Source organism: Xanthomonas sp. WHRI 7945 (genome assembly GCF_035026585.1).
In genome coordinates this window covers 1-18,819 of record NZ_JAYIQP010000037.1, presented here as the reverse complement: position 1 = coordinate 18,819, position 18,819 = coordinate 1, and the positions used below count along the sequence as shown (strand labels likewise).

Here is an 18,819-nt window from a genome sequence, read left to right as displayed (position 1 = left end):
GGCTTCAGCCCCGACGCCTTACCGATAACGCGTCGGGGCTGAAGCCCCTCCTACAGAAAAGCAAAAATGCGGCGCACTTGCGGCCATCCCCGGGTCCCTGGTCCCCGGTCCCCGGTCCCGCCTCACAACACATAAACGAACAAGAACAACGCCAGCCACACCACGTCGACGAAGTGCCAGTACCACGCCGCCGCTTCGAAGGCGAAATGGTTGTCGCGGCTGAAATGCCCGCGCGCCGAGCGCAGCCACATCACCAGCAGCATGACCGTGCCCAGCAGCACGTGCACGCCGTGGAAGCCGGTGAGCATGAAGAAGGTCGAGCCGTAGATGCCCGAGCCCAGGGTCAGGTTGAGTTCCTTGTAGGCGTGGATGTATTCCTCGGCCTGGAAGAACAGGAAGACGCAACCCAGCAGCACGGTCAGCCCCTGGAACACCAGCAGGCGCGCGCGATGGCCGGCCTTCAGCGCGTGGTGGGCGATGGTCAGGGTCACGCCGGAGCTGAGCAGGATCAGCGTATTGATCAGCGGCAGGCCCCAGGCCGGGATGGTCTGGAACTGGCCGCCGACCGCGCCCGGGCCGTTGGTCGGCCACGCCGCCGAATAGCCGTCCCACAGCAGCGCGTTGGTCATCACCCCGTCGCCCTCGCCGCCCAGCCACGGCAGGATGAAGGTGCGGGTGTAGAACAGCGCGCCAAAGAACGCGCCGAAGAACATCACTTCGGAGAAGATGAACCAGACCATGCCCATGCGGAAGGACACGTCGACCTGACGGTTGTAGTGACCGGCGATGGACTCGCGGATCACGTCGCCGAACCACATGAACAAGGTCGCCACCAGCATCGCGATGCCGGCGAAGAAGCTCCACTTGCCCCAGGCCGCGTCGTTGAGCCAACTGGCCACGCCGATCATGGTCACGAACATCGCGATCGAGCCGATGAACGGCCAGCGGCTGTGGCTGGGCACGTAATAGGCAGTGGCGTCGGTGCTGGGCTGGGCCATGGCGGGCGTTCCGGGTCGGGTCAAGGGGCTGCGTGCACGGAACCGGCCAGTTTCGGCGATCCCAGTTCGGCGCTCAGCGCATCGTTCTTGAAGAAGGTATACGACAGGGTGATGGTGGTGATGTCGCTCGGCAGGTTCGGGTCGACGATGAAGCGCACCGGCATGTCGCGCTTCTCGCCGGCCTGCAGGGTCTGCGCGGTGAAGCAGAAGCACTCGGTCTTGGTGAAGTAGCCGGACGCGCGCGACGGCGCCACCGACGGCACCGCGCTGCCGACGATCGCGCCTGCGCCGTCGTTGCGCGCGTAGTACAGCGCCTCGTTGAGCTCGCCGGGCACCACGTCCATGGTCAGCTGCTCCGGGTGGAACGACCACGGCAGCTTGGAGTTCACCCCGCCGTCGAATTCCACCTTGACCGTGCGCTTGCCGAGCAACGGCTTGCCCGCCTGCGGGCCTTCGCCCGGACCGCGCTCCAGGCGCACGCCGAACACCTTCTCGCAGGCGATGCGGTACAGCGGCACCAGCGAGAAGGTCAGCACGAACACCGCCAGCGCCACGCCTACCAGCTTGAACAGGCCGGCGCTGCTGTGCACGCGGGGCGCCGGCGCGTTCATCGGCCGAGCACTCCGGACAGGATGAAGCCGGCATAGATCAGCAACGCGATCGCGCCGACCACCAGCGCGGTGCGCACGGCGCGCTTGCGGCGCAGCACCAGATCGTCGAGCGGCGGTTGTTGCGCGGTCATCAGTGGCTGATGTCGTCGTGGGCCAGGTCGCCGGGCTTGAGCACCGGCGGCAGGGTGAAGGTATGCGCCGGCGCCGGCGACGGCACGGTCCACTCCAGGCCGCGCGCGCCTTCCCACGAACGCGCCTCGGCGCGCGCGCCGCTGCGCAACGACGCCAGCAGGATGCCGGCCATCAGGAACGGAGTGACGAACATGCCGAACGCGCCGATCGAGCTGATCAGGTTCCAGTCGGCGAACACCACGTTGTAGTCGGGAATGCGCCGCGGCATGCCGGCCAGGCCGAGGAAGTGCTGCGGGAAGAACAGCAGGTTGACGAACAGCATCGTCCACCAGAAATGGAACTTGGCCCAGCCCTCGTTGTACATGCGCCCGGTCCACTTCGGCCACCAGTAGTACACCGCGGCGATCAGCGCGAACACCGCGCCGGTGACCAGCACGTAGTGGAAGTGCGCGACCACGAAATAGGTATCGTGGTACTGGAAGTCGGCCGGCACGATCGCCAGCATCAGCCCGGAGAAGCCGCCGATGCTGAACAGGATCACGAACGACACCGCCCACAGCATCGGCGATTCGAACGTCAGCGAGCCCTGCCACATGGTGCTGACCCAGTTGAACACCTTCACCCCGGTGGGGATGGAGATCAGCATCGTGGCGAACATGAAGTAGATCTCGCCGCCCAGCGGCATGCCCACGGTGAACATGTGGTGGGCCCAGACGATGAAGCTCAGGAACGCGATCGCCGCGATCGCGTAGACCATCGCCTGGTAGCCGAACAGCGGCTTGCGGCTGAAGGTCGGGATGATCTCGCTGATCACGCCGAACGCCGGCAGGATCATGATGTAGACCTCGGGGTGGCCGAAGAACCAGAAGATGTGCTGGTACATCACCGGGTCGCCGCCGCCGGCGGCGTTGAAGAACGAGGTGCCGAAGAACTTGTCGGTCAGCAGCATGGTCACCGCGCCGGCCAGCACCGGCATCACCGCGATCAGCAGGAACGCGGTGATCAGCCAGGCCCAGCAGAAGATCGGCATCTTCAGCAGGTCGATGCCCGGCGCGCGCATGTTCAGCACGGTGGCGATGATGTTGATCGCGCCCATGATCGAGCTGATGCCGGCGACGTGGATCGCGAACACGCTGAAGGCCACGTTGTAGCCGCCCTGCAGCGACAGCGGCGGATACAGCGTCCAGCCGCCGGCGGGTGCGCCGCCGGGAATGAACAGGGTCAGCAGCAGCAGGGTGAAAGCCACCGGCAGCAGCCAGAACGACCAGTTGTTCATGCGCGGCAGCGCCATGTCCGGCGCGCCGATCTGCAGCGGGATCATCCAGTTGGCCAGGCCGACGAAGGCCGGCATGACGCCGCCGAAGATCATCACCAGCGCATGCACGGTGGTCATCTGGTTGAAGAACTCGGGCTTGACGAACTGCAGCCCCGGTTGCGCCAGCTCGGCACGGATGATCACGCTCATCGCCGCGCCGATGATGAACATCGTGAAGCTGAAAAGCAGGTACAGCGTGCCGATGTCCTTGTGGTTGGTGGAGAAGAACCACCGTTCCACGAAGCTCTGCTGATGCCCGTGCTCGTCGTGGTGATCGACTGCGGAATGGGCCATGGCGGCTACCTCAAAAAAGAATGCAGGAGATCAGGCGGCTTGCACGGTCAGGTGCGAACCGGAACGAAGGCGAGGCAGCACGGCCTGCGGCGGCGCGGCCGGCGCGGTGGCGTCGGGCGCAGGCGCATCCGGGGCCGCCGGCGTGGCCGGCGCCGGCGCAGCGGCAGGCGCGGGCGCGGCCGGCGCGGCGGCGGGAGCCGGCTTGCGCGAGGCCAGCCACTTCTGGAAATCCTGCTTGGACACGGCCTCGACCACGATCGGCATGAAGCCGTGGTCCTTGCCGCACAGCTCGGCGCACTGGCCGCGGTACACGCCGGGCGTCTCGATGCTGGTCCAGGCCTCGTTGATGATCCCGGGGATGGCGTCCTGCTTCCAGCCCAGCGCCGGCACCCACCAGGCATGGATCACGTCGTCGGCGGTGATCACGAAGCGCACCTTGGTGTTCACCGGCAGCACCAGCCGGTTGTCCACGTCCAGCAGGTAGTGCGGATCGCTTTCCAGGGTCGGCACCTTGCCGCTCTGGCGCATGCGGTCGGAACCGCGCTCCAGGCGGCTGGTGAACGCCACGTTCTCGCCCAGGTATTCGTAGCGCCACATCCACTGGTAGCCGGTGACCTTGACCGTCATCTCGGCATCGCGGGTGTCGTACATCGCGATCAGCTTGGCCGTGGCCGGCCACGCCATCACGATCAGGATCAGCACCGGGATCACCGTCCACACGATCTCGGCCTTGGTGTTATGGCTGAACTGCGCGGCGACCGCGCCCTTGGACTTGCGGAACTTGAACATCGCATAGGCCATCGCGCCGAACACCAGCACGCCGATGACCACGCACACCCACAACGCGACCATGTGCGCGTCGTAGGCATTGCGGGCGCTCTGGGTGACGCCGCGGCCCATGTTCAATTGCCACGGCTTGGGGTCGGCCGACTGCGCCCACGCCATCGGTGCGGCCAGCGCCGCCGCCAATGCCATCCCACCCCTGACCGCCTGTTGCTTCCATCTGCCGCTTTGCTTCATTGCCTAGACCCCTTGGAGCGTCATCGGTTGCGGCCGGTCGCGGCCGCCAGCAAGCCTTCCAGGGTCTGCGCCAGCTCGCGGCGCTCGCCCGGGCCGAGAAACTCGCCGACCCGGACCTGCTTGCCGCTGGACGCCAGCACCACCCTGTCGTCGCCTTCGATCCGCAACCGCACCCAATGCGGGTGGGCGCGGAACGCCGGCGTTCCTGCATTCGTGCGGGTCACTTCCACGCAGCCCGGACCCACCCGGATGTCCTCTTCGCGTTCGCCGCTGCGCCATGACCAGCGCAGCGCGAGCGCCACCACGGTGCTGTGCAACAGGGCGAACGCAGGCGCAAACACGTTGCCGGCGAACCACCCCAACACCGCCACCACCCACATCGCCCCGGCCAGTGCCGCGAACAGCACGACGAATTGCCGGGCGCTGAGCGCCCGTGGCGGTCGCAGCCGCAGCTGCGTACCCGGCCCCTCCGACGTAAACGGAAACATTTCGATCATGTCGAACCGCGCTTCCGGGCTGCCGCGCTGTCCAAGCCGCGGGTAACGCATCGATGGTAGCCCCGGGCCTGCGCGGCGGCAAGCGCGCGTTCATCATAAAAAATGCTGCATTGCAACCAGATTCTCGCCGCCGGCGTTCAGACCCGCGCCGACATGCGGGATCGGGCACAGTCGCCGACGCGCTGCGCGAGCGGGCGCTGACATAAAATGGGCGCATCTTCCCTGGTCCTCCCCGCATGAACGCTCTGTCTGGCGCCGGGTCCTCCCCGGCGATGCCGTCCGCGTCTCCCTCGCCGCTGCTTGCCCCCGAACTGCCCCCCGCCTCCCACGCGCTGCGCGCCGCGATCACCGCCGCCTGGCTGAAGGACGAGGCCGAACACGTGCGCGAACTGCTCGAGCAGGCGCGCCTGCCCGCCGCCGACCAGGCCAAGGTGCAGGCGCTGGCCGCCGACCTGGTCACCCGCGTGCGCGCCCGCGCCCAGGACCAGGGCGCGATCGAGGCCTTCATGCGCCAGTACGACCTGGGCAGCGAGGAAGGCGTGCTGTTGATGTGCGTGGCCGAGGCGCTGCTGCGCATCCCCGACCAGGAAACCGCCGACAAGCTGATCCGCGACAAGCTCGGCGATGCGGACTGGAAGAAGCACATGGGCGAGAGCGACTCGGTGCTGGTCAACGCCTCCACCTGGGGCCTGATGCTCACCGGCAAGCTGGTGCAGATCAACGACCTGACCCGCGCCGACGTGGCCGGCGCGTTCAAGCGCCTGATCGGCCGCGTCGGCGAGCCGGTGATCCGTCTGGCGGTGCGCCAGGCGATGAAGATCATGGGCCACCAGTTCGTGATGGGCCGGACCATCGGCGAGGCGCTGTCGCGCTCCAAGAAGGGCGACAACGCGCTGTACCGCTACTCGTTCGACATGCTCGGCGAAGGCGCGCTGACCATGAAGGACGCGCACCGCTATCTCGACGCCTACCGCCAGGCGATCCACGCGATCGGCCGCAGCGGCCCGAACGGCTCGTACAAGGGCAGCGACGTGTTCGCCGCGCCCAGCATCTCGATCAAGCTGTCCGCGCTGTACCCGCGCTACGAGCACGCCAAGCGCGCGCGGGTGATGGCCGAGCTGGTGCCGGGCGTGCTGGAGTTGGCGCAGCTGGCCCGGTCCTACGGCATCGGCTACACGGTGGATGCCGAGGAAGCCGACCGCCTGGAGCTGTCGCTGGACATCATCGAGGCCACCTTCTCCGATCCGTCGCTGGACGGCTGGGAAGGTTACGGCCTGGCGGTGCAGGCGTACCAGAAGCGCACCCCGTACACGATCGACTTCCTCGCCGACCTGGCGCGCCGCGTCGGCCGCCGCATCCCGGTGCGGCTGGTCAAGGGCGCGTACTGGGATGCGGAGATCAAGCGCGCGCAGGTCGAGGGCCATCCGGGCTATCCGGTGTTCACCCGCAAGCAGAACACCGACGTGTCCTACCTGGCCTGCGCCAAGCGCATGTTCGCGCACAGCGACGCGCTGTACCCGATGTTCGCCACCCACAATGCGCAGACCATCGCCGCGGTGCGCGCCATCGCCGGCGGCAAGGACTACGAACACCAGAAGCTGCACGGCATGGGCGACGACCTCTACGCCGAGGTGATCCCCGCCGATCGTCTGGGCGTGCCGTGCCGCGTGTACGCGCCGGTCGGCTCGCACGAGGACCTGCTGCCGTACTTGGTGCGGCGCCTGCTCGAGAACGGCGCCAACTCCAGCTTCGTCAACCGCATCACCGACGAGGACGTGGCCATCGAGGACCTGATCCGCGACCCGGTCGAGGCCGTGTCCGCGTTCGCCTCCATCCCGCATCCGAAGATTCCGCTGCCGGCCGACCTGCTGCGCAGCCAGAACCACAACAGGAAGAATTCCATGGGCGCCAACCTCGCCAACGACAACGACCTGCGCGCGCTGGCCGACCAGCTCAACGCCGCGATCAAGCCCTGGCAGGCCGCGCCGCTGGTGCCGGGCGCGGTGCTCGCCAGCGAGCCGCTGCCGGTGGTCAATCCCGCCGACCGCCGCCAGACCGTGGGCCGCTGGCAGCCGGCCGACGCCGCCACGGTGGAGAAGGCGCTGGCCAATGCGGTGGCCGCGCAGCCGGGCTGGAACCGCACCCCGGCCGCCAGCCGCGCCACCATCCTTGAGCACGCCGCCGACCTGCTGGAAGCGCGCCTGCCCGAGTTCATCGCGCTGTGCGTCAAGGAAGCCGGCAAGACCCTGCCCGACGGCGTCGCCGAAGTGCGCGAGGCCGTGGATTTCCTGCGCTACTACGCCGGCCAGGCGCGCGCCCAGTTCGGCGCGCCCGAGCGCCTGCCCGGGCCGACCGGCGAATCCAACGAACTGCAGCTGCACGGCCGCGGCGTGTTCGTGTGCATCAGCCCGTGGAACTTCCCGCTGGCGATCTTCCTCGGCCAGGTCGCCGCGGCGCTGGCCGCCGGCAACAGCGTCATCGCCAAGCCGGCCGAGCAGACCAACCTGATCGGCCATGCCGCGGTGAAGCTGCTGCACGAAGCCGGCGTGCCGGAAGCGGCGGTGCAGTTCCTGCCCGGCGACGGCGCCACCGTCGGCGCCGCGCTGACCCGCGACCCGCGTGTGGCCGGCGTCGCCTTCACCGGCTCCACCGAGACCGCGCGCGCGATCAACCGCGCCATGGCCGCGCGCGACGCCGCGATCGGCGTGCTGATCGCCGAGACCGGCGGCCAGAACGCGTTCATCGCCGACTCCTCGTCGCTGCCCGAGGCGGTGGTCAAGGACGCGATCTCCAGCGCCTTCATCTCCGCCGGCCAGCGCTGCTCGGCCGCGCGCGTGCTGTTCGTGCAGGACGACATCGCCGACAAGGTGATGACCATGCTGGCCGGCGCGATGGCCGAACTGAAGATCGGCGACCCGGGCCTGCTGTCCACCGACGTCGGCCCGGTGATCGATGCCGACGCGCTGCAGATCCTCACCGAGCATGCCGCGCGCATGGACCGCGAAGCGCGGCTGATCGCCGTCGCCGCCACCGACGACGGCACCGCGCACGGCAGCTTCTTCGCCCCGCGCGCCTACGAACTGCAGTCGCTGGCACAGCTGCAGCGCGAGATCTTCGGCCCGGTGCTGCACGTGATCCGCTGGAAGGCCGACCAGCTCGACGCGGTGATCGACCAGATCAACGCCACCGGCTACGGCCTGACCCTGGGCGTGCATTCGCGCATCGACGAGACCATCGAGCGCATCGCCGCACGCGTGCAGGTCGGCAACGTCTACGTCAACCGCAACCAGATCGGCGCGGTGGTCGGCGTGCAGCCGTTCGGCGGCCAGGGCCTGTCCGGCACCGGCCCCAAGGCCGGCGGCCCGCACTACCTGCTGCGCTTCGCCACCGAGAAGGTGGTGACGGTCAACACCACGGCGGCCGGCGGCAATGCGTCGTTGCTGACGCTGGGCGACTGATCGGCGCAAGGATTCTCTGCAGTATTTCTGTAGGGGCGGCTTCAGCCGCGACAGGCACTCTCCGGCAAGGCAATGTCGCGGCGGAAGCCGCTCCTACACGACAGCTCGGCGTGTTCGGCGACGGATCGACAGCTCGTCGCCGCATCCTCGTGCTCCCATCAGCCATGCCGATGCGTCGGCCGCTTGCACAAACATGCAGGCACGTTGTGTCGCGCGGTGCCGACCAGGCTCTCCAGCAATCCGCCGCAAACGCTGCGGGATCCGAACCGTAAAACAAAAAAGCCCCGCAGAAGCGGGGCTTTTTTGTTCGCCGCGGCCAGCGCCGCGGCGGTTCACTGCAGTACCGATCGATCAGAACTTGTAGTTGACCGACGCCGCCAGCACGTTGCCGCTCACGTCGTAGCTACCGACCAACGAATTGCCGGTGGCGCTGGTGGTGGCGATGTGCGGATCGCTGGTGAACAGGTGGGTATAACCGAAGTTGTACTCGGCCTGCTCGGACGGACGCCAGCTCAGACCCATCGAAACCCACTTGCGGCTCGCGTCGGGCACGCGCACGTCGCGGTGATCGTCGGTGGTCGGGGTCTGGTCGTAGGCCAGGCCGCCACGCAGCGTCAGCGTGTCGCTCATGCGGTAGTCGGCACCGATCGAGACGAAGGTGGTGTCGCGGTAGGAGAAGTCCAGCACGCTGTCGGGCTGGTTGGAGGCGAAGTCCACCGTGACCCGGTCGAACTTGCTCCAGGCGGTACGGGTGACGTCGGCCATCACCGACCACTGCTCGTTGATGTTGTGGGTGAAGCTGGCGGTCGCGCTGGCCGGCAGCTTGACCGTGGCGCGGCCCTTGGTGTCGATGAAGGTGCCCGGCGCGGCGACGCCCAGCACCGTCGCGGCATTGGCCGGGGTGGTGAAGTTGGCGTCGCCGTCGGTGATCTTGTGCTCGACCTGCGAACGGTAGCTCAGGCCGATGTGGGTGTTCTCATCGATGCTGAACAGGCCGCCCAGGGTGAAGCCGACCTCGGTGCTGTCGCCCTTGATGTTGGAGTAGCCGTCGGCGCTGCCCGGCGCGAAACCCGGCACGCGGCGCGCAGCCAGGATGCTGCCGAAATCGACCGCGTTGGTCAGTTCGATGTCCAGGCGCTCGGCGAACACCGACGCGCCGAACGACACGTACGGGTTCACGTCGTACGAGAACGCCACGTTGAAGTCGATCGCCTGCAGCTCGGTCTTGACGCCGTTGTAGCGGCCGACCCAGTCGCGGTCGTATTCGGTCTTGAAGCCGAACGGCACCGTCACCGAGGTGCCGAGGTGCATGTTGTTGTTCTCGCCGAACGGCACGTGGAAGTACATCGCCGGGACCGGGGCGATCATGCCGGCGTCGCCGCCGTCGCCGCCGGAGATCGGCGCGCCGGTGGCGTAGGTGCCGCTCTCGCCCTTGTACTTGGCCGAGAAGTGGATCGCGCTGACGTCGGCCTGGAACAGGCGGCCGTCGAGCTGGCGCATGCCGGCGGGGTTGTTGGCGATGATCGAGGCATCGCCCGGGGCGCTGCCGGAGCCAGCGAAGGCGCGGCCCAGGCCCTTGGCGCTGTTTTCCTTGAGCTGGAACGCGGCGCCGTGCGCCTGACCGATGGTCAGGGCGCCGACGATGCCGACGGCCAGGGCGGTGAAACGGACGAACTGGGTTGCGTTTTGCATGGCTTGTCACTCTCCGGAAGACGAAAATGTCTGTGTTCGCGCCTGCGCGCCCCCAGCTGAGCAGCCGGGAACGCGCGCCGGATTCCCCTCCCGACATACGACGCCGTATGCAGTATACCCCGGCGCGTTAACCGAACAATAACAATAGCCCCCGTTCAGCTTCGCGCGGAGTAGGCGTGCGTTCAGCCGAATGGAGCCGGTATCGTTACGGGCCGCGTCCCCCGGTACAGGCATGTTCGTCTCCATTCCCTCCCGCGACCGGACCACGCTGCGCTGGGCCACGCCGTTGCTGTTCGCGGCGATGTGGCTGGCGTTCCTGTGGTCGATCAGCCGCCCCAACCAGGCGCGCGCGACCCTGTGGCTGGACTGGGGCGCGCTCTCGGCCGGCGTCGCCAGCCCGCGCGACTGGCTGGCGACGGTGCAGGACGGCAGCGTGCTGCGCCTGTTCACCGCCCTGTTCCTGCATGCGGACTGGTCGCACCTGCTCGGCAACCTGGTGTTCCTGCTGATCTTCGGCCTGCCGGCCGAACGCGTGCTCGGGCCGTGGCGCTTCCTGCTGCTGTTCCTCGGCGGCGGCGCCATCTCCAACCTGGCCGCGGTGTTCGCGATCGGCACCCCGGACCGGGTCATCATCGGCGCCAGCGGTGCGGTCTCGGCGCTGATCGGCACCTACCTGGCGCTGTTCCCGCGGGCCAAGCTCGGCGTGGTGCTGCCGCTGGGGCTGTTCCTGGAATTCGTGCGCGCGCCGGCCTCGCTGCTGATCGGTACCTGGGCGGCGCTGCAGGTGGTGTTCGCCTACATCGGCCCGGCGTTCGGCATGGTCGCCTGGTCGGCGCACCTGACCGGCTTCGCCTTCGGCATGGCGTACGGGCTGTACGTGCGCGCGGCGATCGCGCGGCGCCTGCGCAAGCGCAAGGGCTTCTGATCCGCCGCGCCGCGGCGGTACCGCGCTCTATACTTCGGGCATGGCCAAGCCCCTGTACAAAGTGACGTTCCTCAACCACGGCAAGGTGTACGAGCTGTACGCGCAGCACGTGGGCAGCAGCCACCTGTGGGGCTTCAGCGAGATAGGCGCGCTGGTGTTCGACCTGCACGACGGCCTGGTCGTCGATCCGACCGAGGAACGCCTGCGCGAGGAGTTCGGCGACACCAAGATGCTGCACCTGCCGATGCAGAGCATCGTGCGCATCGAGGAAGTGGAGAAGAAAGGCCAGTCCGCGATCCGCGACGCGACCACCGGCGAAAAGGTGATCACCCCGTTCCCGATGCCGGGCAAGCCGCGCTGAGCCGAGGCGGTCGCTGATCGCGAGCGAGCAGCGCATCTCTCTGTCCGCGCTTTGCTTCCTACAAGGGCGTTGCCGGATTGATGGACTGCGTCGCGTAGGCGCAACCGCGCCGTGACCGGCGCGGCACACTGCGACCGCAGCGTCAGCTGCCCGAAGGCGGCGCCGGCGTGTCGGTCTTGGGTGCGTCGGTCTTGGGCGGATCGACCTTCGGTGTCTCGGCTTGCGGCGTATCGGCCTTCGGCGCGTCGCTCTTCGGCGCCACCGTCTTGGGCGCGAGCGTCGCCGGCTTCGCTGCCGTCGGCGTGGCCGCCTTCGGCTTGGCCTTGGCCGGCTTGGCCGCGGCGGCCCTGGCCACCGCGCCCGGCTGCTTCAACTCGGCCAGCGCCTGCGCGATCGGCGCGTCGCCGGGCAGCACGTCGCCGGCGCTGTAGCCTTCGGCGCCTTCGTCGTCGCCGTGCAGGTGGCCGGGCAGCGTCGCTTCGCTGTAGTCGGCCAGCACCGCCGGCGTGTCCGCGTCGTCCTTGCTCTCTTCCGGGCGCAGCACCACGTCCGGCACGATGCCGCTGGCCTGGATCGACTTGCCGCTGGGCGTGTAGTAGCGCGCCGTGGTCAGCTTGACCGAGTCGCCGTTGTCCAGCGGCAGCACGGTCTGCACCGAGCCCTTGCCGAAGGTGCGGCTGCCGACGATGCGCGCGCGCTTGTTGTCGCGCAGCGCGCCTGCCAGCACCTCCGAGGCACTGGCCGACCCGGCATCGACCAGCGCCACCATCGGCGCGCCGTTGAGCACGTCGCCGGGCGTGGCGTCGAACTTGGAATCGCTGACCGAGATGCGCCCGCGCGTGGTCACGATGGTGCCCTTGTCGAGCACATCATCGGCGACCTGCACCGCCGCGGTCAGCAGACCGCCGGGGTTGCTGCGCAGGTCCAGTACCAGGCCGCGCAGCTTGCCGCCGGCCTGCGTCTGCAGCTGCTGCAGCTGCTTGTGGAAATCCGCGCCGGTATCGGCCTGGAAGGTGCTGATGCGGATGTAACCGTAGCCCGGCTCGAGCATGCGGCTGCGCACGCTGGCCACGCGGATGGTCTGCCGGGTCAGGGTCACGTCGAACGGCTTGTCCAGCTTCTCGCGGACGATGGTCAGCACCACCTTGCTGCCGGATTCGCCGCGCAACGGCTCCATCGCCTTGACCGCGCTGATCGGCTTGCCGTCGATGGCGACGATGATGTCGCCCGAACGCACGCCGGCGCGCGCGGCCGGAGTGTCGTCGATCGGCGAGACCACCTTGAGCGTGTTGTCCGGCAGCTGCAGCAATTCCACGCCGATGCCGTCGTAGGCGCCGGTGGCCTGTTCGTCGAAGGCCTCGGCGTCTTCCTTGCTGAAATAGGTGCTGTGCGGATCCAGGTCCAGCAGCAGGCCGCGGATCGCCGACTGCATCAATTTTTTGTCGTCGACCGGATCGACGTAGGCTTCCTTCACCGCGTTGTACACCGCCACGTAGCGGCGGATCTCGTCCAGCGGCACGCGCGAGGTGGCCGACTCGGTGGCATCGGGATCGTCGGCGCTGGCCGTTGGGACCGTGGGCGTCTGCTCGCCGGCGCTCTGCGCCATCGACGGCAGCGGCGCCAGGGCAAGCAACAGGGCAGCGGACAGGACTACGCGCATGAAGCACTCCGATTGGGGGATGGCCTGCGCGCGCACGGCGCAGCTGTCCGGATTATGCGCGAAGCCAGGCTAAATTCGCGTTGAACGGATCGTCGCGGCGGCGCTCAGCGGCGCTGCAGCCACGACGACGGATCCACCGGCTGGCCGTTGCGGCGCAATTCGAAATACAGCGCCGGACGCCCCTGGCCGCCGGAATTGCCGACCTTGGCCACCGCGTCGCCGCGCTTGACCCGATCGCCGGGATCGCGCAGCAGCGCGTCGTTGTGGGCGTACAGGCTCATGTAGCCGTTGCCGTGGTCCACGATCAGGATCATGCCGTAACCGGTCATCCAGTCGGAGAACACCACCGTGCCGTCGGCCACCGCGGTGATCGTGCTGCCGGCCGGCGCGGCGATCAGCACGCCGTTGCTGGTGCGCCCGTCGGGCAGCTTGCCGCCATAGCGCGCGATCAGATCGCCGGACAGCGGCCAGCCCAGGCCGCCGACCTTCAGCGCCGGCGCCGACGCCACCACCTTGGGCGGCACCTTGCTGCCGCCGCGCGAGGGATTCTTCGCTGCGGCCTTGGCCTGCGCGGCCTGCTCGGCCGCGGCGCGCTTGGCTGCCGCGCGGCGCTCGGCCTCGGCCCGCGCGGCCGCCGCGCGCAGGTTGGCCAGCAGCGTTTCCAGCGCCTTGGCGTCCTGGCCCAGCGCCTTCTCGCGCTCGCTGCGGTCCTGGTAGCGCTGGTCCAGTTCCGAGACCAGGCTGGCGCGCTGCTTGCGGTCGCGCTGCAGCGCCGCCGCCTGTTCCTGCTGCTGGCGCTGCGCGGCGCTGAGCTGTTGCCGCTGCGCCGCCACGTCGCGCTGGACCTGTTCCAGCGCCTGCAGCTCCTGGGTCAGGGTCGCGATACGCTGCGCGCGCTCGCGCTGCAGATAGCGGTGATAGGCCAGCAGTCGATTGGCATCGGCCACCCGGTCCTGCGCCAGCAGCAGCTTCAGCGGCGCATTGCCGCCGATCGCGTAGGCCGCGCGCAGCAACTGCGCCAGTTCGGCACGCTGCCGCACCAGGCCGCTGCGCAGGGTGTCGCGCTTGCGCTCCAGTTCGGCCAGGGTCTGCTGGTGCTGGCGCAGCGCCTGCTGGGTCTGCGCCAGGCTGCGCCCGGTCGTGGCCACCTTTTCGTCGGCCTCGCGCAACTGACGCGCCGCGTCGCCACGCTTGCCTTCCAGTTCGCGGCGCTCCTCGGCCACGCTCTTCAGTTCGCCGCGCACCTTCTCCAACCGGCGTTCGGCCTCGCGCGGGTTCTGCGCCAGCGCCTGCACCGCGACCAGCAGCAGTCCGACCGCCGCCAGCCGTGACAGCGCAGCGCGCCAAGGCCCACGCAGGCGCCGCCCTGCCATGCCGGGCGAGGCGGGGCGCAACGGAGCGAAGACGGTTGCGGGCAAGGGCTGGTCCAATGACTTCAGGCAGGTGCGGATTGTAGCGAAGCGTGTTGTGATCGCCCCACGATTGATGCCGCGACTGGCCGGCGTTCTGGAGGTGGGTGATGAAGCGTACGCATTTATCGGTCCTGTTGGCGCTGGCCCTGATCGCCGGTCCCGCCGTGGCCGCCGAAGGCATCAGCAAGGTCAACGGCAGCATCACCGCCGAGTCCGGCAAGCAATACGGCGACCTGGAGACGGTGAACGGCGGCATCGAGGTCGAGGCGGGCGCCACCGTCGGCGACGTGGAAACCGTCAATGGCGGCATCAAGATCGCCGACAACGCGCAGACCAAGGGCCTGTCCACGGTCAACGGCGGCATCCGCGTCGGCCAGCAGGTGCAGATCTCCGGTTCCATCGAGACGGTCAACGGCGGCATCTTCGTCGACCGCGGCGGCCGTATCGACAGCGGCGTGGAGAGCGTCAACGGCAGCATCGGCCTGGTCGCCACGCAGCTGCAAGGCGGCATCGAGACGGTCAACGGCGACGTCACCGTGGGCCACGACTCGCACATCAGCGGCGGGATCGAGATCACCAAGCCGAGCTTCAGCATGTCGTTCAAGCCGGCGCGCAAGCCGCGCGTCATCATCGGCCCGCGCGCGGTGATCGATGGCCCGCTGCGTTTCGAACGCGAGGTGACGCTGTACGTGCACCGCAGCGCCAAGACCGGGCCGATCACCGGCGCCACCGCCCAGGCGTTCGACGGCGAGACCGCACCGGACAACTGATCCGCCGCGCCGGCCTCCGCCGCCGGCGACGCGCGCGCGGGACTTGCCTATAGAATCGGGATTCCTCAGACCCCAGGAGCCCCCATGTCCCGCAAGCTTGTGCTGTGCCTGGCCGCGGCCGCTGCGCTGACCGCCTGCAAACGCGAAACGCCGGCCCCGGCCGCCGATGCCGCACCGCCGCCGTCCGCTCCTGTGGCCGCGGCGGCCCACGCCTTCACTCCCGAGATCACCCCGGCCGACTTCGGCGAACTGGTCAAGACCCTGTCCTCGGACGAGTTCGAAGGCCGCGGTCCGGGCACCGCCGGCGAGGACAAGACCGTCGCCTACATCCGCGACCAGATGCAGCGCATCGGCCTGCAGCCGGGCAACGGTGACAGCTGGTTCCAGGACGTGGCGATGACCGAGACCACGGCCGACCCGCGCACCACGCTGAAGCTGGAGCAGAACGGCAAGCCGCGCGAGCTGGCATTCGGCACCGACATGGTGATCGGCACCCGCACCGGCCAGACCGAGGTCAAGATCGACGCCAGCGACATGGTGTTCGTCGGCTACGGCGTGGACGCGCCGGAGCAGAAGTGGAACGACTACGCCGATCAGGACTGGAAAGGCAAGACGGTGGTGATGTTCGTCAACGACCCGGGCTTCCACACCGAGGACGGCTCGCTGTTCGAAGGCAAGCGCATGACCTATTACGGGCGCTGGACCTACAAGTTCGAGGAAGCCGCGCGCAAGGGCGCGGCTGCCGCGCTGATCGTGCACGACACTCCCGGCGCCAGCTACGGCTGGGACGTGGTGAAGAACTCCTGGTCCGGCGCGCAGTACGACCTGCCGGCCAAGGACGATCCGGAACCGCGCATTCCCGCGCAGGGCTGGATCACCACCGAGACCGCCAAGCAGCTGTTCGCCGATGCCGGGCTGGATCTGGCGCAGGCGTACAAGGACGCGAGCAAGCGCGGCTTCAAGCCGGTGCCGCTGAAGGCCAAGCTGTCGGTGGACCTGAAGAGCACGATCTCCGAGAAGAAGTCGCGCAACGTGGTCGGCGTACTGCCCGGCGGCAGCCGTGCCGACGAGGCGGTGCTGTACATGGCGCACTGGGATCACCTCGGCAAGCACGAGGGCGAGCCCGGCGACAACATCTACAACGGCGCGGTCGACAACGCGACCGGCGTCGCCGGCATCCTCGAGGTCGCCGACGCGTTCGCGCATCAGCAGCCCAAGCCGGAGCGCTCGGTGGTGTTCCTGGCGGTGACGCTGGAAGAGTCGGGCCTGCTCGGTTCCAAGTATTACGTCGCCCACCCGACCTTCCCGCTGAACAAGATCGCCGGCGTCATCAACCTCGACGCCATGCCGGTCGCCGGTCGCGCCAAGGACCTGGTGGTCAACGGTTTCGGCAGTTCCGAACTGGAGGACCTGCTCAAGCCGATCGCCGCCGCGCAAGGCCGCGTGCTGCATGCCGAATCCTCGCCGCAGGGCGGCTTCTACTTCCGCTCCGATCACTTCAACTTCGCCAAGGCCGGCGTGCCGGCGCTGTACATCGACGGCGGCGAAGACCTGATCGACGGCGGCATCGATGCCGGCAAGCGCGCCGCCGAAGACTACGGCAAGCACCGTTACCACACGGCAGCGGACCAGTACGATCCGGCCACCTGGAAGCTCGACGGGGTGATGGACGACCTGCAGGCCGTCTACGGCGTCGGCAAGGAACTCGCCGCAGGCGATGCTTGGCCGAACTGGTATCCGGACAACCCGTTCAAGGCGGCCCGCGATAGCATGATGGGCGGCGCCAAGCCGGCGCCGGCCGCACCGGGCAAATGATCGGCTGACGCCTCTCGGCAACGGTCACGACAACGGCGCTGCGGCGCCGTTGTCGTTTCACCCACCCTGCAAGGTTTCCGCATGATGCTGTCAGCCGCTGGTCGCCGACGTGGCGAGCTACTTCTGTCGCGACCGGCGGTAACGACAAGCCCGTCACGGCTCCGCAGCCGCGCAGGTGCAAGTGTGCCGCGGCAACGTGTGCTTCCCGTACGCCAATCCCGGCGCCTCGCTGGCCTACCTCGCCAGTCCGACACGATCTGCGTGCGCAACGTGACGATCCACTTCGAGTGTCAGAGCAAATCGCTAGCGCGGTGTCGTACGCACCGCGCGCATAAAGTAAAAAGCGCCCGGGCATTTGTATGCCCGAGCGCGTCGTCGAAGCTCTTTATCGTCGTCGCAGCAAGTCGCATGTTCGGCGACCTGCCATGCGATGGGGTCAGGCCGCCTGCTTGGCTTTTTCCAGGCTGGCCATGTCGATGACGAAGCGGTACTTCACGTCACCCTTGAGCATGCGCTCGTAGGCCTCGTTGATCTGCGCCATCTCGATCGTCTCGATGTCGGACACGATGCCGTGCTTCGCGCAGAAGTCGAGCATCTCCTGGGTCTCGCGGATGCTGCCGATCAACGAGCCTGCCAGCTGCCGACGCTTCATGATCAGGTTGAACACGGTCGGCGACGGATGCGGCTCGGCCGGTGCACCGACCAGGGTCATGGTGCCGTCGCGCTTGAGCAGGGTCAGGAACGCATCCAGATCGTGCGAGGCGGCGACGGTATTGAGGATGAAGTCGAAGCTGTTGCTGTGCGCCGCCATCTCCTCCGGCAGCTTGGACACCACCACTTCGTCGGCGCCAAGGCGCAGCGCGTCTTCCTTCTTGCTCGCCGACGTCGTGAACAGCACCACATGCGCGCCCATCGCGTGCGCGATCTTCACGCCCATATGGCCAAGGCCGCCCAACCCGACGATGCCGACCTTCTTGCCCGGTCCCACCTTCCAGTGGTTCAGCGGGGAATAGGTGGTGATGCCCGCACACAGCAGCGGCGCCACCGCGGCGAGGTCCTTTTCGGCATGGCGGATCTGCAGCACGTATTTCTGGTCGACCACGATATGGTCGGAATAACCGCCATAGGTGTTCTCGCCACCGAACATCGGACCGTTGTAGGTGCCGACGAAGCCGTTCTCGCAATACTGCTCTTCGCCGTCCGCGCAGGACGCGCAATGCCGGCAGCTATCGACCATGCACCCGACGCCGGCCAGGTCGCCGACCTTGAAGGCCTCGACCTGGTCGCCGACCGCGGTCACGCGTCCGACGATTTCATGTCCCGGCACGGACGGGTATTGGGTGTTCTGCCATTCGTTGCGTGCCGTATGCAGGTCGGAATGGCAGACGCCGCAGTAGAGAATCTCGATGCTGACATCCTGCGGCCCGGTCGCACGGCGTTCGAACGCATAGGGGATCAGCGGCTGATCGGACGCCAGCGCGGCGTATCCATTGGCTTGGCTCATGAGGGTTCTCTCGTAACGGGGGAAAGGAGGATGCGGCCTGGTAGGCCCAGGTGCGGTCGGAGCGACAACGCACGTCAAAGCTGGATGGCAGGCGGAAAGTCTAAGTCGACACGCATTAAATGCGCGCATCGTCAGTGGAACGGAGCGAATCATCCTTGCCAGCGGGCCAGCGAACTCAGACACGCTGTCGCGATCGCCCAGAGCGGCGTGGCGTTTCGTCGCGCCGGCAACGGCCGCTGGCCGGCAGCGCTTCTGCGCAAGCGCCGGCGGCGGCGCAGGGCAGCGCCCCGCTGACGCAGGCGCAGGTCCGCGCGCTGCTGAGCGAGCAGGGTTACACCAAGCTGGACCGGCTCAA

Annotated in this window: 16 protein-coding genes; 5 read left to right on the top strand and 11 right to left on the bottom strand. The window is 68.1% G+C overall.

The features are described 5' to 3' along the window. Positions 1-122: 122 nt before the first annotated feature. From VDQ83_RS18225 to VDQ83_RS18200, 6 genes are read right to left on the bottom strand one after another with little or no spacing between them, the layout of a single operon-like run. Positions 123-998, bottom strand: coding sequence for a cytochrome c oxidase subunit 3 (locus VDQ83_RS18225; RefSeq protein ID WP_263396028.1), 876 nt, complete (start codon positions 996-998; stop codon positions 123-125). Positions 999-1,018: 20 nt separating this feature from the next. After that, positions 1,019-1,609: a cytochrome c oxidase assembly protein gene (locus tag VDQ83_RS18220; RefSeq protein WP_263396029.1), complete on the bottom strand. Its 591-nt coding sequence runs from the start codon at positions 1,607-1,609 to the stop codon at positions 1,019-1,021. Beyond that, on the bottom strand, positions 1,606-1,740 hold the full coding sequence (locus VDQ83_RS18215) for a hypothetical protein (RefSeq protein ID WP_263396030.1): 135 nt from the start codon (positions 1,738-1,740) through the stop codon (positions 1,606-1,608). Before VDQ83_RS18215 ends, VDQ83_RS18220 begins: the two co-directional genes overlap by 4 nt. Next, positions 1,740-3,350, bottom strand: coding sequence for a cytochrome c oxidase subunit I (gene ctaD, locus VDQ83_RS18210; protein WP_263396031.1), 1,611 nt, complete (start codon positions 3,348-3,350; stop codon positions 1,740-1,742). Before ctaD ends, VDQ83_RS18215 begins: the two co-directional genes overlap by 1 nt. A 30-nt stretch (positions 3,351-3,380) precedes the next feature. After that, positions 3,381-4,370 carry a cytochrome c oxidase subunit II gene (gene coxB, locus VDQ83_RS18205; RefSeq protein ID WP_455435963.1) on the bottom strand — a complete coding sequence of 330 codons (990 nt, stop codon included), beginning with the start codon at positions 4,368-4,370 and terminating at the stop codon, positions 3,381-3,383. Positions 4,371-4,390: 20 nt separating this feature from the next. Beyond that, entirely contained in the window at positions 4,391-4,867 is a 477-nt protein-coding gene (locus VDQ83_RS18200) for a DUF2244 domain-containing protein (protein WP_263398549.1), read from the bottom strand. A gap of 272 nt (positions 4,868-5,139) precedes the next feature. Here VDQ83_RS18200 and putA point away from each other — a divergent pair, with 272 nt between their 5' ends. Then, positions 5,140-8,325, top strand: coding sequence for a bifunctional proline dehydrogenase/L-glutamate gamma-semialdehyde dehydrogenase PutA (gene putA / locus VDQ83_RS18195; RefSeq protein WP_455435965.1), 3,186 nt, complete (start codon positions 5,140-5,142; stop codon positions 8,323-8,325). A 351-nt stretch (positions 8,326-8,676) separates the two neighbouring features. Here putA and VDQ83_RS18190 read toward each other — a convergent pair whose 3' ends face one another. Then, on the bottom strand, positions 8,677-10,017 hold the full coding sequence (locus VDQ83_RS18190) for an outer membrane protein transport protein (protein WP_455435962.1): 1,341 nt from the start codon (positions 10,015-10,017) through the stop codon (positions 8,677-8,679). A 232-nt stretch (positions 10,018-10,249) separates the two neighbouring features. Here VDQ83_RS18190 and VDQ83_RS18185 point away from each other — a divergent pair, with 232 nt between their 5' ends. Then, complete coding sequence (locus tag VDQ83_RS18185) at positions 10,250-10,942, top strand: rhomboid family intramembrane serine protease (RefSeq protein ID WP_145708760.1); 693 nt, start codon at positions 10,250-10,252, stop codon at positions 10,940-10,942. A gap of 40 nt (positions 10,943-10,982) precedes the next feature. Further along, positions 10,983-11,303 carry a DUF1820 family protein gene (locus VDQ83_RS18180; RefSeq protein ID WP_263396039.1) on the top strand — a complete coding sequence of 107 codons (321 nt, stop codon included), beginning with the start codon at positions 10,983-10,985 and terminating at the stop codon, positions 11,301-11,303. 142 nt (positions 11,304-11,445) lie between these two features. Here the strand turns inward: VDQ83_RS18180 and VDQ83_RS18175 are convergent, their stop codons facing one another. Both VDQ83_RS18175 and VDQ83_RS18170 read right to left on the bottom strand, forming a co-directional pair. Beyond that, complete coding sequence (locus VDQ83_RS18175) at positions 11,446-12,963, bottom strand: S41 family peptidase (protein ID WP_455435961.1); 1,518 nt, start codon at positions 12,961-12,963, stop codon at positions 11,446-11,448. Positions 12,964-13,067: 104 nt separating this feature from the next. Further along, positions 13,068-14,336, bottom strand: a complete 1,269-nt coding sequence (locus tag VDQ83_RS18170) for a murein hydrolase activator EnvC family protein (protein WP_455435964.1) — start codon at positions 14,334-14,336, stop codon at positions 13,068-13,070. Positions 14,337-14,482: 146 nt separating this feature from the next. Here VDQ83_RS18170 and VDQ83_RS18165 point away from each other — a divergent pair, with 146 nt between their 5' ends. Together VDQ83_RS18165 and VDQ83_RS18160 are read left to right on the top strand one after the other, a co-directional pair. Beyond that, positions 14,483-15,145: a DUF4097 family beta strand repeat-containing protein gene (locus tag VDQ83_RS18165; RefSeq protein ID WP_263396041.1), complete on the top strand. Its 663-nt coding sequence runs from the start codon at positions 14,483-14,485 to the stop codon at positions 15,143-15,145. Positions 15,146-15,229: 84 nt separating this feature from the next. Next, complete coding sequence (locus VDQ83_RS18160) at positions 15,230-16,960, top strand: M28 family metallopeptidase (protein WP_455435960.1); 1,731 nt, start codon at positions 15,230-15,232, stop codon at positions 16,958-16,960. A gap of 436 nt (positions 16,961-17,396) precedes the next feature. Here VDQ83_RS18160 and VDQ83_RS18155 read toward each other — a convergent pair whose 3' ends face one another. Together VDQ83_RS18155 and VDQ83_RS18150 are read right to left on the bottom strand one after the other, a co-directional pair. Continuing rightward, positions 17,397-18,464 carry an NAD(P)-dependent alcohol dehydrogenase gene (locus VDQ83_RS18155; protein ID WP_455435959.1) on the bottom strand — a complete coding sequence of 356 codons (1,068 nt, stop codon included), beginning with the start codon at positions 18,462-18,464 and terminating at the stop codon, positions 17,397-17,399. A 149-nt stretch (positions 18,465-18,613) separates the two neighbouring features. Beyond that, positions 18,614-18,819: hypothetical protein (locus tag VDQ83_RS18150; protein ID WP_455435958.1), on the bottom strand; the 206-nt coding region annotated here is incomplete at its 5' end.